Raw genomic sequence first — 13,521 nt, 5'->3', positions numbered from 1 at the left:
CCATGCGCTACCTGCCCCTGACGTCCCAAGACCGTACCGAGATGCTCGCCGTGATCGGCGCGTCCTCGATCGATAACCTTTTCGTCGACGTGCCCGAGATCGCGCGGCTCGACGGGCCGATCCACGGCCTGCCGATGCACGCGAGCGAACTGGCGGTCGAACGGCACATGACCGCGCTTGCGCGCAAGAACGTCGCCGCCAGCGACGGCCCGTTCTTCCTCGGTTGCGGCGCGTACAAGCATCACGTGCCGGCCAGCGTCGACCACCTGATCCAGCGCGGCGAATTCCTCACCGCCTACACGCCGTATCAGCCGGAAATCGCGCAGGGCACGCTGCAGATGCTGTTCGAATTCCAGACCCAGGTCGCGCGCCTGCTCGGTACGGACGTGGCGAACGCATCGATGTACGACGGGTCGACCGCATGCTGGGAGGCGATCGGCATGGCGCGGCGTGTGACCAAGCGGGCCAAGGCGATCCTCTCGTCCGGCCTGCACCCGCATTACGTGTCGGTCGCGAAGACGATGGCGAAGTTCACCGGCGACGTGCTGGAAACCGCCGCGCCGCACTTGGCACCGGAAGGCGACATCGCCGATCTGATCGCGGCGATCGACGGCGATACGTCGTGCGTCGTGGTGCAATATCCCGACATTCTGGGCCGCATCGCCGACCTTTCCGAACTCGCTGCCGCGTGCCAGGCGAAGAAGGCGCTGCTGATCGCCGTCGTCACCGAGCCGGTGGCCTTGGGCGCGATCCGTTCGCCCGGCGAAATGGGCGCGGACATCGTCGTCGGCGAAGGCCAGTCGATCGGCGTCGGGCTGCAGTTCGGCGGCCCTTATGTCGGCCTGTTCGGCTGCAAGGAGAAGTACGTCCGCCAGATGCCGGGACGGTTGTGCGGCGAGACCCAGGATGCCGACGGGCGGCGCGGCTTCGTGCTGACGCTCTCGACACGCGAACAGCATATCCGGCGCGAGAAGGCGACGTCCAACATCTGCACCAATAGCGGCCTGTGCGCTTTGGCCTTCTCGATCCACATGACGTTGCTCGGCGAGGCGGGCCTGCGCGCCTTGGCCGAGACCAACCATGCCGGCGCGGTCGCCGCCGCCGAACGGCTGGTTCAGGTGCCGGGCGTCGAACTGGTGACGCCGGTGTTCTTCAACGAGTTCACGCTCAAGCTGTCGCAGGAGGCACGCCCGATCGTGCGGGCGCTGGCCGACAAGGGCATTCTGGCCGGCGTGTCGCTCGGCCGCCTGTATCCTGGCGACGATGCGCTGGCGAACGGGTTGGTGGTCGCCGTCACGGAAACGACGACGGCAGAGGATGTCGAGGCGCTGGCGACGGCATTGCAGGAGGTTCTGGCATGAGCATCAACGCGAGCGGCTGGCGCCCCGAAGCGCCACAGCAGGGGACATCCGCTGCCCCGACCTTCACCGGCAATAAGGCGTTGATGCTGGAAGAGGCGCTGATCTTCGAGATCGGCGACACGACCACCACCGGCGTCGAGGTCGCCGCCCCGGCCAAGGTGCAATCGCGTCTCGGCGAATTGGCGCGCACCACCGCGATCGGCCTGCCGGGCCTGTCCGAACCCGAAACGGTGCGCCACTATACGCGCCTCAGCCGCCAGAATTACGGCATCGACCTGGGCTTCTTCCCGCTCGGCAGCTGCACGATGAAGCACAATCCGCGTCTGAACGAGAAAATGGCGCGGCTGCCCGGCTTCGCCGACGTTCACCCTCTCGCCCCCGTCGATACCGTGCAGGGCGCGCTGGGGGTGATCAATGAGCTTGCGGTGTGGTTGATCGAGCTGACCGGGATGTACGGTGTGGCGATGACGCCGAAGGCCGGCGCGCATGGCGAGTTGTGCGGGATATTATGCATCAAGGCGGCGCTGGAAAAGCGTGGCGAGGGGCACCGCAAGGTCGTGCTGGTGCCGGAAAGCGCGCACGGCACCAATCCCGCGACGGCGGCGTTCGCCGGTTTCAAGGTGGAGGACATTCCGGCGACCGCCGAAGGTCGGGTCGATCTCGATGCGCTGAAGAGCCGGCTCGGACCGGATGTCGCGGCGGTGATGATCACCAACCCCAATACCTGCGGCCTGTTCGAGCGCGACATGAAGGCGATCTCCGATGCGGTCCATGCCGCCGGCGGCTACGTCTATTGCGACGGCGCGAACTTCAACGCGATCGTCGGGCGCGTGCGGCCGGGCGATCTCGGCATCGATGCGATGCACATCAACCTGCACAAGACCTTCTCCACCCCGCACGGCGGTGGTGGTCCGGGTTCGGGTCCGGTCGTGCTGTCCGAAGCGCTGGCGCCGTTCGGCCCGCTGCCGTTCACCGAACGTCACGCCGATGGCCATATCACGCTGGTCGAGGAAGAAACCGTCGACGATCGTCATCCCGACAGTTTCGGCCGGATGACCGCGTTCAACGGCCAGATGGGCATGTTCACGCGCGCGCTCACCTATATCCTCAGCCACGGCGCGGACGGCCTGCGTCAGGTCGCCGAGGATGCGGTGCTCAACGCGAACTATATCCTGCGCTCGCTCGACAAGACCTTGGTCGCGCCGTTCGGCCCGTCGGGTCCGTGCATGCACGAAGCGCTGTTCAGCGACGAGAACCTTGCCGAGGGCTTCTCGACGATTGACGTCGCCAAGGGGCTGATCGACGAGGGGTATCATCCGATGACGATGTATTTCCCCTTGGTCGTGCACGGCGCAATGCTGATCGAGCCGACCGAGACCGAGAGCAAGGCGGCGCTCGACCAGTTCATCGGCGCGCTGCGCTCGGTGGCGGAACGCGCCAAGGCGGGCGACGTGGCGCTGAAATCGGCGCCGCACTTCGCCCCCCGCTCACGGCTCGACGAGACGCTAGCGGCGCGCAAGCCTGTTCTGGTATGGAAGGATCCGGTGCTCGCCGAGGCAGCCGAATAGGCAAAGGGGAAGTCGCATGCAGGTCCACGCCGTCCAGCCCAACCAGTGGATTCAGTATGCGATCACCGCGGTGATCGTGACGATCGTCCTCGCGCTGCGGCTGCGCGGAATGCGCAAGATGCGCCGGCTGCGGCTGGAAACGCTGTGGATCGTGCCCGCGATCTACCTGCTGTTCGCTGGCATCATGTTCTACGAATTCCCGCCGACCGGGATCGCCTGGGCGGTGTGCGCGGCGGCGTTGCTTGTCGGGGCGGGGATCGGCTGGCAGCGCGGCAAGCTGATGGAGATCCATGTCGATCCCCAGACGCATATGCTGAACCAGAAGGCATCGCCGGCCGCCTTCCTGTTCATCGTCGTGCTGATCGTGGTGCGCATGGCGGCCCGGGGCGTGCTGGCCGAAGGCGGGGGATACGGCTTCCATCTCAACGCGATGGTCGTCACCGACGTGCTTATCGCGCTGGCCTTGGGGCTTTTCTCCGCCACCCGCCTGGAAATGTACCTCCGCGCGAAGCGCCTGCTCGACGAGGCGAAGGGCGTTCGCGCGGCTTGAGGGGGCCGATCTCCGGCGGGCCCGCAAATCGAAGGTCGTGCGTCGTGCGCGCGGGGGCATTGATTGGGGAGGAACGACCATGACGAACCGCACATTTCTGTCCGCCGCCGCTACGATCGCGTTCCTGAGCACGTCGTCCGCGGGGGCCAAGCCGTTGACCGAGGCGGATCGCACCGCGATCCTCGCCAACGTCGCGGCGGGCAAGACGCAGATGGACAAGGCCGCGCTCGAGATCTGGAAGTTCGCCGAGGTCGGCTTTCAGGAAACGAAGAGTTCGGCTCTGCTCCAGCAACAGCTGAAAGCCGCCGGTTTCACGGTCGAGGCCGGCGTTGCCGGCATGCCGACCGCGTTCATCGCACGTTTCCGCAACGGCACCGGGCCGGTGATCGGCATTCTTGCCGAATTCGATGCGCTGCCCGGTCTCGCGCAACAGGCGGTGCCCGAACTCTCGCCGATCGACGGGCAGGTGGCCGGCCATGCCTGCGGTCACAATCTGTTCGGCGCGGCCTCGGTGTCCGCCGCGATCGCGGTCAAGACATGGATGGTCGCGAACAAGGTGCAGGGCGAATTGCGCCTGTACGGCGCGCCGGCGGAGGAAGGCGGATCGGGCAAGGTCTTCCTGGTCCGCGCCGGGCTGACCAAGGATGTCGATTCGATGCTGCACTGGCATGCAGCCGACCGCAATTCCGCGTCGCAGGGCACGAGCCTGGCCAATATGAGCGGCAAATTCCGCTTCACCGGCATCGCCAGCCACGCCGCCGCCGCGCCGGAGCGCGGGCGATCCGCGCTGGAGGGGGTCGAGGCGATGGATATGATGGTCAATATGATGCGCCAGCGCGTGCCGCAGGAAACGCGCATCCATTATGTCATCACCGATGGCGGCAAGGCTCCCAACGTCACGCCGGCCACCGCCGAAGTCTATTATTACGTCCGCCATCCCAGCCAGAAGACCGTCGCCGAGATCATGGAGCGGGTGAAGAAGGCGGCCGAGGGCGCGGCGCTCGGCACCGGCACGACGGTGAAATTCTCGCAGGTCGGCGGCACGTTCGATCTGCTGCCCAACGATACGCTGGGCAAGATAATGTACGAAAATCTGCAGCGCGTCGGCGGCGTGCAGTACAGCGCGCAGGACGAGGCGTTCGCCGCCAAGTTGCGCGCGACGCTGCCGACCGGCGGCAAGGCGCCCCCCGCGTCCACCGATATCCTGCCATATTCGTCGGGCGAGATCGGCTATGCGTCGACCGATGTTGGCGATGTCAGCTATACGACGCCGACCGCGGGCATGGTCGCCGCCGCCTGGGTGCCGGGCACGCCCGCGCACAGCTGGCAGGCGGTGGCGGCGGACGGCATGGAGATCGGCCTGAAGGGGGCGGAGGTCGCGGCCAAGACGCTGGCGCTCACCGCCGCCGATCTGTTCTCGGCCCCCGACACGATCGCGGCGGCCAAGGCCGAGCTGGACCGGAGGCGGGGCGCCGATTTCGTCTATCGCCCATTGCTCGGCGACATGGCCCCCGCGCTCGATTATCGGAAGAACGGCAAGTCCGGCGATTGACGCCCGCGAGCGATCAACCGGGCATCACGCTTCGATCTCGGCCAGACCATGCCGGCGCAGCATGGCCGTCGGATCGGCGTCGCGGCCGCGAAAGGCCCGGAAGCTGTCGGCGGCCGGCCGGGTCGCGCCGCGCGAGAGCACTTCGTCGCGGAAACGATCACCGGTCCCGCGATCGACCAGCCCGGCCTCGGCGAACGCCATGAACCCGTCGGCGGCGAGCAGTTCGGCCCATAGGTAGCTGTAATAGCCCGCCGCATAGCCGCCGGAAAAGATGTGGCCGAAGGCATGCGGGAAGCGGTTCCACGCCGGCGGGCGGATCACCGCCACCTCGTCGCGCACCGCCTCGATCACCTCGATCGGATCGGATCCCATCGTGCCGAGATGGAGCAGCAGATCGAACAGCGCGAACTCGACCTGGCGGACGATGAACAGCCCGGCCTGGAACCGCCGCGCCTTCACCAACCGATCGAACAGATCGGCGGGCAGGCGTTCGCCGGTTTCGTAATGGCCGGACATGCCGGTCAGAACGTCCCTGTCCCAAGCGAAATCCTCCATCAGCTGGCTCGGCAGTTCGACCGCGTCCCATTCGAACCCGCTGGTGCCGGCGATCGACGGGCGGTTCACACGAGTGAAGAGATGGTGGAGGCCGTGGCCGGTCTCATGCAGCAACGTGGTCACGTCGTCATGGCTGAGCAGAGCGGGCGCCGCCCCGTCCGCACCGTCGGCCGGCTTCGGGGCGAAGTTGCAGACGAGATAGGCGACCGGCACGCGCACCGCATTGCCATCGTCCAGGCGCGGGCGGGCCTGCGCCATCCAGGCGCCGCCACGCTTGCCGGGGCGGGCGTGGAGATCGAGATATAGGCCGGAAACCACCGTGCCGCCCTCGTCGATGACGTCGAAGAAGCGCGCGTCGGGATGCGCCAGCGCCACGTCGTGCCGCTCGACCAGCCGGATGCCGAACAGGCGGGTGAGCAGCGCCTGCCAGCCTTCCATCACGCGATCGACCGGGAAATAGGCGCGCACGGCCTGCTCGTCGATCGCATAGCGCTCCTGCCGCAACCGGTTCGAGGCGAAGGCGACGTCCCAGGGCTGGAGATCGTCGATCCCAAGAGTCTCGGCGGCGAAGGCGGTGAGTTCGGCCAGGTCGCGCTCGGCGGCGGGCTTGGCGCGCCGCGCGAGATCGCGCAGGAACGCGAGGACTTCGCCGGCATTGGGGGCCATCTTGGTCGCCAGCGAGCGGGCGACGGGATCGGTGAAGCCGAGCAGCGCGGCGGCCTCGTGGCGCAGTTCGAGAATGCGGGCGATGCGGCCCGAATTGTCGAATGCGCCGGCATTCGGCCCCTGATCCGACGCGCGCGTGGCATTGGCGCGGTACACGCGCGCGCGCAGATCGCGGTCGTGCGCGAAGGTCAGGATCGCGCCGACGCTCGGCTGCTGCAGGGTGATGCGCCAGCCCTCCACGCCCTTCGCCTGGGCGGCGGCGCGGAACATCGCCTTGTCGGCGTCCGAAATGCCGGCGAGCATCGCCTCGTCGGTGATCACCTCGTCCCACGCCTCGGTCGCGTCTAGGACGGCGCTGCCGAACGCGGTCGACAGGCCCGACAGTTCGATCGAGACGTCCCTGAACCGCGCGCGCGTTTCGTCGTCCAGAGCTACGCCCGACAGCGTGAAATCGCGGATCGCATGTTCCACCGCGACGCGGTCGGCAACCGGCAGGTCGGCGAATTCGGGCGACACGGACAGCGCGACGAACACGTCGTACAGCTCGCGATTCTGCTCCACCTTCATGCTGTTCTCGATCAGCCGCTTCTGCCCCTCGGCATGCGCGGCGCGCAGCTCGGGCGTGTCGGCGACGCCGTGCAGGTGCGATACCGCCGACCACAAGGCGTCGAGCGCGTTTTCCGCGCGCTCGAACGGCAGCCACGCCTCGGCGAATCCGCTCGGCCGAGTCGCCGTGAGCGTCGCCACCACCGCCTCATGCTCGGCGATCGCGATATCGAGCGCCGGCAGGATCGCCTCGGGGGTGATCTCCGAAAAATGCGGCAAAGACAGCGGGTCGAGCAGGGGGGCGGTCATCGGAAAACCTCTTTCATGATCGTCCGATGCGATATGCGCGTGGGCGGGCTACGGCAATCGCTTGTCTGATCGCGAAGCCGCGCCGAACATGCTCAACCCTGCAATTTGAGCAGCTTGGCCATCGGAATCTGCACGCCGTTGACGCCGAGCGTGACCGATCCGCTGCCGCCGATCACCTCGTCGACCCGGCCGCTGGTGGTGATCGCGATCGGCACGGTGGCACCGCTTTCGGTCGTTCCGCTCAACGCGAGCGTATAGGCACCGTCCGCGGCCTGCGTGCCGTTCGCCAGCTTGCCGTCCCAGCTGAAATCGCCCGTCTGGTCGGGCGTGATCGTGCTGGTGGCGACCGTGCGCCCGGTCGCATCGGTGATCGTGGCGGTCAGCCCGGTGATTGGGGCGCTCGCGCTGTAGTTCCACTGCGCCGGCTTGTCGGCGGATAGGCCGGCGATGGCCGAATCGAACTGCGCGGTCTTGCCGATGAAGCTTGAGGCCTGCGCGACGTTCTGCGTGGTCAGCTGGGCGAGGATATCGTCCAGCGTGCCGGACTGCTTCACCGTCTGCTGCACCTGGGTGAATTGCGCGAGCTGCTGCGTATATTCGGTCGAATCCATCGGCTTCAACGGATCCTGATTCTGCATCTGCGTCGTCAGCAGCTTCAGGAACAGGTCGAAATCGACCGCGGTCTGCTTCTGCGCGACGCTGCTGGCGGACGTGGCGGTGGCGGCGGAGGCGGAGGTGGTGGTGGTTGCTGTGGTCGTGGCCATGTCAGTCTCCTCAGGCGACCATGTCGATCCCGCCGCGGGTGCGCAGCGGACGATAGGGGGCGATGATGTCGTCGGTGGTGTCGGCAACGGCGTCGTTCGACTGGCGCTGCCATTGCGGAGTGTCGTCGCCCGGGCGACCGCTATGGCCGCCATGCTGACCCCCGCCGGACCGCGTGTCGAAACGCAAGGTCTGGGCGTCGGCGCGGACCCCGGCATCTGTCAATGCGCGGCCGAGATCGGCACCGTCGCGGCGCAGCATGTCGAGCGCGACGGGATTGTCCGCCGAAACCACCGCGCGCAGCGTGCCGCTATCGTCGAACGACAGCTTCACCTCGATCCGGCCCATATCGACCGGGTTGAGCCGTAGCGTGATCGTCTCGCCCCCGCCGGTCGCGGCGTTTCCGCCGGCGACATGATGGGCGATGGCGATACCCAGTTCCTGGCCGATCCGTCCCGGTTGGGCGGCGATCGTGGCGATGGGGGCCTTGGCGATCTCGGCGGTGGCGGGCGGCGTGGCGGCCGGAACGGGCGTGGCCGGTGTGAAGGGCGGTGTCGCCTCACGCACGGCCGCGCTCTCGGCGGCCTTGCCGGAGAGCGCGGCATGCCGCGACGGGGACGGTTTGTCTTCGCCCTGGTTGGGATCGGACCTGCCGTCACGAGCTTGCACCGGGACCACCTGCTCGCGGACCAACGCGGTCGGGCCGGCGGTGCGCGTAAGGTCTGGACCGAAAGTACGGGCGGGGGAGGTCGCTTCGGTCCTTGTGTCGAGGGCGGACGCCGGCTGGTCCGCCACTGGCGTGGGCGCGGCAGGTGCGACGGGGGCGATGACGCTGGCGGGGAGGACGAGGATCGCGGGCAGGTCGGGCTTGGTCGGCGGCGGCACATCGTCCGCCGCCTGCTCCACCTTCGGCGCGTCGGTCTGGGGCTCGAGGGCTTGCGATTTCTGCTCTTTGGCCTGTTCCGCCGCGTGCGCGGTGGCATCGCCGATCGGATCCGGCGACGGTGCGGGTGGCGCGAGCGTGCTGATGATCGGCGGAGTTTCGGGTTTGCGGTTGCCGGGCAGCGGCTGCGCTGGTGGCAGCGGCACCTCCTTGCTCGCGCCTTTCGGTTCGGTCGGAGCGTCGGGCGCGGCTGGACAGACGGTCGGCGGCATATCGGGTGCCTCCGCGATGATCGGCGGCTTCGCGCTGGCGACTGCGGAACTGGTCGCCGGCTGAACGACGAGGATATTGGGCTCGGGATCCGGACGGGTGAGCGGCGTCGACACGGCCGAAACGTCCGGCGCGACGATCGAGGCTGGTGCGGTCGGGGCCGGGGCGGACATCTCGGCTGCTACAGCCGGCTCGACCGCCGCCGTGGCGAGCAGGGAGGCCAGTGCCGTGAACGGCAGCTTTCCCTCGCTCGTCGGCACGGCGGTCGCGCCGGATGGTGCGGTCGCGGCGACGCCGACCATGGCACCGAACGCGTCCGTGTCAGGCTGCGCGCCCACGTCACCGCCGCCGGGTGAAGGCGATGTCGTGTACGACGCGAACATGCTGGCGGCGACCGAGGTCATGCAGTTCCTTTCCGGGCGAATGCGCAAAGGCATGCCGTTGCATTATAGGCGATGGCGGGATCAGCCGATCGTGCCGAGCGAGCGAATGCGCGCGCGGGCATGGATTTCGTTCTGCGACAGCACCACCGTCGCCGGACGCACGCGTTCGATGATCGAGCGGACGAACGGACGGATCGAGGGATTGGTGAGCAGGCAGGGGATTTCGCCCTCGCCCGCCAGCCGGTCGAGCGTGTCGCGCACCGCCGCGAGGAAGCTTTGCAGGGCGGAAGGTGCCATCGCCAGCTGCCGGTCCTCGCCTTCGCCGACAATGCTGTTCGCGAACGCCTCGTCCCACGCGCCCGACAGGGTGATGATCGGGATCGCGCCGTCGCGCGCCTGCTGGGCGGAGATCTGCCGCGCGAGGCGACCGCGGACGTGCTCGGTGATCTGCGTCAGGCTGTGCGTCAGCGGTGCCGCCTCCGCGATGCCCTCCAGGATCGTCGGCACGTCGCGGATCGAGATGCCTTCGGACAGCAGGTTCTGCAGGATGCGCTGCACGCCCGAGACGCTGATCTTGGCCGGGATGATGTCCGCGACGAGCTTTTCCGAATCCTTGTGCACCTCGTTCAGCAATTTCTGCGTCTCGGTATAGCTCAGGAAATCGGCGATATTGTCCTTCACCAATTCGGTCAGGTGCGTGGTGATGATCGTCCCACAATCGACCACGGTGAGGCCGCGCAAGCCGGCCTCGTCGCGCAGTTCGCGGTCGATCCACAGAGCGGGCAGGTTGAACACCGGCTCGCGCGTCTCCTCGCCCGGCAGCGCGAGCGGGCCGCCTTCGGGATTGATGACGAGCAGGCGATCGAGCCGGATCTCGCCGCGCGCCGCCTCGGTCTCCTTGACGAACACGACATACTCGCTCGGCTTCAGCCCCATATTGTCGATGATCCGCACCGAGGGCAGCACGAAGCCGTAATCGGTCGCCATCTGGCGGCGCAGCGCGCGGACCTGATCGTCGAGGCGAGGCTCGCGCTGCGCATCGTTGATGATCGGCAGCAAGCCGTAGCCGATCTCGATCCGGATCGCGTCGATCGCGAGCGTGCGGGAGATCGGCTCCTCGGCGACAGGCTCGGCGGCGACGGCCATCGCCTCGTCGGCGGCGGTCTTGGCGATCTTCGCGGCGGCGGTCTTGCTCAGATGCCAGGCGGTCCAGCCGCTGAGCCCGGCGAAGATCGCGAACGGCCAGAAGGGCAGCCCCGGCAGCAGCGCCAGCGCGCCCATCAGCGCGGACACCATGCCGAACGCCTTGGGATAACGGCCGAGCTGTTCGCCCAGCGCCGCGCCCGTCTTGCCGGCAACCCCGCCCTTGGAGACCATCAGGCCGGCGGCGGTCGATACGATCAGCGCCGGAATCTGGCTGACCATGCCGTCGCCGACGGTCAGCAGGGTATAGGTGTGGAACGCTTCGGCGAACGGCACGCCGTGTTCGGCGACGCCGATGATGAGCCCGACCAGGACGTTGATCGCGGTGATGAGCAAGGCGGCGACCGCGTCGCCCTTCACGAACTTGGAGGCACCGTCCATCGCGCCGTAAAAGCCGCTTTCCGCCTCCACGTCGGCGCGGCGTGCCTTGGCCTGGGTCTCGTCGATCGTGCCGGCGCTCAGATCGGCATCGATCGCCATCTGCTTGCCGGGCATGGAATCGAGGCTGAAGCGCGCCGCGACTTCGGCGATGCGGCCCGCGCCCTTGGTGATGACGACGAAGTTGATGACGATCAGGATCGCGAAGATCGTCAGGCCGATGACGGTATCGCCACCGATCAGGAATTCGCCGAACGCCGCGATCACGCCGCCGGCCGCCTCCGGTCCCTCATGCCCATGGCCCAGGATCAGTCGGGTCGAGGCGAGGTTCAGGCCGAGCCGCAGCATCGTGGAGATCAGCAGGATCGTCGGAAAGGCGGACAGCTGCAGCGGTTTTTCGATGAACAGCGCCGTCATCAGGATCATCACCGACAGCGTGATCGACAGGGCCAGGCCGAGATCGAGCATCCAGCCCGGCATCGGCAGGATCAGCATGCCGAGGTGCGCGAGTTCGCGTTGCAACGCCAGCCCGCCCATTCCGGGCATGCGGATATCCAGCACGAAGCAATGCGGCGGATCGAGCAGCGCGGCGTCGCGTCCGCGCTCGGCCGTGCCGAACGCGCGAACCTCGTGGCCAGCAGACGACAGCAGGTCGACCACGGCGGTACGCATGTCGATATCGTCATCCACGACGATCACGCGGCCTAGTATCGGCATGTCGCTATATCCTGAGCCTTGATGTCGGTGCGCGGCGAGATCGTCGCCGTGAAGTATGGTGTGGTGAGACTGGCTCGCCGGCCTGGACGCTGATCGACGGCGTCCTCTCCGCAAAGAAAGACCGGTACGAATTTCATGCTTGGAACAGGCTGGCGATCACGCCGCGCCTGCCGGTCGATCGATTGGCAAAGGTCCGTGAACATCTCGTGCATCATGTCATATGATATACCAATGTATATGACTTGCAGCCTACTGCACGTCTTCGCTCGCAGACTTTTGTCCGTATGCTTTTCACGACGCCCAAGCCTCTTTGGTCGGTCCGATATCTTTTGGCATCGATATCGCTCGTTCGATCTTAGCACCTTGTCGGTGCGGCGGAGTTGATTGTGATAGGAATTTCGTTGTCAGCTCCGGAAAAACTCACGCACTGGCTGCTGGCACGCGCGCTCGCCCAACTCGATCGGGCCGGGAAGGACGAGGCGGCGATCCACGTCAACAACGCGCTCGAAATCCTGAAAAACAAGGCTCGGCCACACGGCTTTCCGTCCTGAGTCTACGATGATGGACATGGCGGTGAAATATAAAGAAATGATCATTTCGTTATGACATATATCAATTCTCCTGAAAATACTGGTGTGCCTTGCTGATGGCAAATGCACACGTACTGGGCCGTTATGGCCCCATTTTGCTCGGGGGGCAAAACATGATCCACGATCAGGATGGGAAAGTGCGTGTGCTGTTCGAACTCACGCTGGCCGACATGGCGTGTCTCTGGGATGCCGCCGCACTGGAGTCCGCCACCGTGCACGCGATGACGGAGGAGGAGATCGTGGAAACGCTCGGTCCGCGCGACGATCCGGACGCTGCGGCCTGTGCCGCGATGTTGTTCGATACGATCGCGCGCCGCAGCGGCGCGATCGAGGCGACCACGATCACCGTTGCCCAGTTGGACGGGAAAGCGGTGCAGTCCGCCGACATGCTGCCGGCGGCCCAGACGTTGCGCGACCGGATGGCCATCGCGCGCTGAACCCTGCGGGCCGCGACGGCTCGGTTTGGTCGGTCGAGACAGGGCGATCGCTCGGCTCAGCTCCGCTCGGCGAACACGCCGACCAGCAATACGCGCGTGAAGAGGTGGTCTTTGCCCTGCGCGATCATCGCGGTCGAGATTGCCTGCGCCAGACGACGGGCATCGATCGGCGCGAACGGCGATGCGTGGAGCCGGGCGAACTCGGCCGCGGCGATCAGCGCGGTCTCTCGCATCGCCGGCATCTGCGCCTGGATCGGCGCGACCGATGCGGCATCATGCGCCAACAGGACCAGTTTGATGCGCAAACGGCCATAAGCCTGCGCGCCGTCGACGATCGGCACGACGATTTCCGCCATCGGCACGAAGGCCGGCCCGGCGGCGCCTTCGCTGGCGTCGGCCGTGCTGCCCTGCGCGAGAGCGATCGCGGTCGCGGCAAGATACAAGGGCCGGCGCATCGGCGAAGGGTCTCCACAGTAGGGCGAGGATGTTCGGGTCGGCGTCGGACGTGCCGCCGGATCGTCGGCGAACCCTCCTATAATAGGACGAGTTGGGACAAGGTGGAGCGCGATGAGCCACGATCGTAAGCCGGGACGCGTCCGGGTTCTGAAAACCGGGGCGGACGTGCAGCGCCGCCGCCGTCATGATGGACCGGCGGTCATCATCGATGTCGCGACGGCGGCTGCGGCGCGCAAATCGACGCGGGGTGGCTGGATGATGCTGGTCATTCTGTTTCAGCTGGCAGCGATCGGCTGCGCCGTGGCCACCGAACTCTTCCTGCCGGCATGATCGCG

At 66.9% G+C, this 13,521-nt stretch carries 12 protein-coding genes; 7 read left to right on the top strand and 5 right to left on the bottom strand.

From position 1 onward, the window contains the following. Positions 1 to 2 precede the first annotated feature (2 nt). The 4 genes from gcvPA (at position 3) to ASG11_RS14590 (ending at position 5,031) form a co-directional block, all read left to right on the top strand. Entirely contained in the window at positions 3 to 1,361 is a 1,359-nt protein-coding gene (gene gcvPA, locus ASG11_RS14605) for an aminomethyl-transferring glycine dehydrogenase subunit GcvPA (RefSeq protein WP_055781666.1), read from the top strand. Next, on the top strand, positions 1,358 to 2,929 hold the full coding sequence (gene gcvPB / locus ASG11_RS14600) for an aminomethyl-transferring glycine dehydrogenase subunit GcvPB (RefSeq protein ID WP_055781664.1): 1,572 nt from the start codon (positions 1,358 to 1,360) through the stop codon (positions 2,927 to 2,929). The genes gcvPA and gcvPB overlap by 4 nt, the downstream gene beginning before the upstream one ends. A 16-nt stretch (positions 2,930 to 2,945) precedes the next feature. Beyond that, positions 2,946 to 3,479, top strand: a complete 534-nt coding sequence (locus ASG11_RS14595) for a CcdC protein domain-containing protein (protein ID WP_055781661.1) — start codon at positions 2,946 to 2,948, stop codon at positions 3,477 to 3,479. A 79-nt stretch (positions 3,480 to 3,558) separates the two neighbouring features. Continuing rightward, positions 3,559 to 5,031: an amidohydrolase gene (locus ASG11_RS14590; protein WP_055781658.1), complete on the top strand. Its 1,473-nt coding sequence runs from the start codon at positions 3,559 to 3,561 to the stop codon at positions 5,029 to 5,031. Positions 5,032 to 5,055: 24 nt separating this feature from the next. Here the strand turns inward: ASG11_RS14590 and ASG11_RS14585 are convergent, their stop codons facing one another. The 4 genes from ASG11_RS14585 to flhA form a co-directional block, all read right to left on the bottom strand. Next, a complete protein-coding gene (locus tag ASG11_RS14585; RefSeq protein WP_055781655.1) occupies positions 5,056 to 7,107 on the bottom strand; it encodes a M3 family metallopeptidase in 2,052 nt (683 codons plus the stop codon). A 92-nt stretch (positions 7,108 to 7,199) separates the two neighbouring features. Further along, positions 7,200 to 7,871, bottom strand: a complete 672-nt coding sequence (locus ASG11_RS14580; protein WP_055781653.1) for a flagellar hook assembly protein FlgD — start codon at positions 7,869 to 7,871, stop codon at positions 7,200 to 7,202. 10 nt (positions 7,872 to 7,881) lie between these two features. After that, entirely contained in the window at positions 7,882 to 9,426 is a 1,545-nt protein-coding gene (locus ASG11_RS14575) for a flagellar hook-length control protein FliK (protein ID WP_055781651.1), read from the bottom strand. Positions 9,427 to 9,486: 60 nt separating this feature from the next. Continuing rightward, entirely contained in the window at positions 9,487 to 11,703 is a 2,217-nt protein-coding gene (flhA, locus tag ASG11_RS14570) for a flagellar biosynthesis protein FlhA (protein WP_082472863.1), read from the bottom strand. A gap of 401 nt (positions 11,704 to 12,104) precedes the next feature. Here flhA and ASG11_RS18830 point away from each other — a divergent pair, with 401 nt between their 5' ends. Continuing rightward, positions 12,105 to 12,254 carry a hypothetical protein gene (locus ASG11_RS18830; RefSeq protein ID WP_156363825.1) on the top strand — a complete coding sequence of 50 codons (150 nt, stop codon included), beginning with the start codon at positions 12,105 to 12,107 and terminating at the stop codon, positions 12,252 to 12,254. Between the two features lie 152 nt (positions 12,255 to 12,406). After that, complete coding sequence (locus tag ASG11_RS14555; protein WP_055781643.1) at positions 12,407 to 12,730, top strand: hypothetical protein; 324 nt, start codon at positions 12,407 to 12,409, stop codon at positions 12,728 to 12,730. Between the two features lie 56 nt (positions 12,731 to 12,786). On the opposite strand, the gene ASG11_RS14550 is transcribed toward ASG11_RS14555, so the two are convergent. Continuing rightward, positions 12,787 to 13,185: a hypothetical protein gene (locus ASG11_RS14550; protein WP_055781642.1), complete on the bottom strand. Its 399-nt coding sequence runs from the start codon at positions 13,183 to 13,185 to the stop codon at positions 12,787 to 12,789. Between the two features lie 112 nt (positions 13,186 to 13,297). Between ASG11_RS14550 and ASG11_RS14545 the strand changes: the two genes are divergently transcribed. Beyond that, entirely contained in the window at positions 13,298 to 13,516 is a 219-nt protein-coding gene (locus ASG11_RS14545) for a hypothetical protein (protein WP_055781639.1), read from the top strand. Positions 13,517 to 13,521 lie beyond the last annotated feature (5 nt).

Origin of the sequence: Sphingomonas sp. Leaf357 (assembly GCF_001423845.1) — a bacterium.
GTDB lineage: Bacteria > Pseudomonadota > Alphaproteobacteria > Sphingomonadales > Sphingomonadaceae > Sphingomonas.
The sequence above is the reverse complement of the archived record's forward strand: the minus strand, read 5'-3'. Positions and strand labels throughout refer to the sequence as shown.

What these genes read in the sequence shown, in the direction of transcription:
- gcvPA (WP_055781666.1), top strand. Translation starts at nt 3, where the DNA reads ATGCGCTACCTGCCCCTGACGTCCCAAGACCGTACCGAGATGCTCGCC.
- gcvPB (WP_055781664.1), top strand. Translation starts at nt 1,358, where the DNA reads ATGAGCATCAACGCGAGCGGCTGGCGCCCCGAAGCGCCACAGCAGGGG.
- ASG11_RS14595 (WP_055781661.1), top strand. Translation starts at nt 2,946, where the DNA reads ATGCAGGTCCACGCCGTCCAGCCCAACCAGTGGATTCAGTATGCGATC.
- ASG11_RS14590 (WP_055781658.1), top strand. Translation starts at nt 3,559, where the DNA reads ATGACGAACCGCACATTTCTGTCCGCCGCCGCTACGATCGCGTTCCTG.
- ASG11_RS14585 (WP_055781655.1), bottom strand. Translation starts at nt 7,107, where the DNA reads ATGACCGCCCCCCTGCTCGACCCGCTGTCTTTGCCGCATTTTTCGGAG.
- ASG11_RS14580 (WP_055781653.1), bottom strand. Translation starts at nt 7,871, where the DNA reads ATGGCCACGACCACAGCAACCACCACCACCTCCGCCTCCGCCGCCACC.
- ASG11_RS14575 (WP_055781651.1), bottom strand. Translation starts at nt 9,426, where the DNA reads ATGACCTCGGTCGCCGCCAGCATGTTCGCGTCGTACACGACATCGCCT.
- flhA (WP_082472863.1), bottom strand. Translation starts at nt 11,703, where the DNA reads ATGCCGATACTAGGCCGCGTGATCGTCGTGGATGACGATATCGACATG.
- ASG11_RS14555 (WP_055781643.1), top strand. Translation starts at nt 12,407, where the DNA reads ATGATCCACGATCAGGATGGGAAAGTGCGTGTGCTGTTCGAACTCACG.
- ASG11_RS14550 (WP_055781642.1), bottom strand. Translation starts at nt 13,185, where the DNA reads ATGCGCCGGCCCTTGTATCTTGCCGCGACCGCGATCGCTCTCGCGCAG.
- ASG11_RS14545 (WP_055781639.1), top strand. Translation starts at nt 13,298, where the DNA reads ATGAGCCACGATCGTAAGCCGGGACGCGTCCGGGTTCTGAAAACCGGG.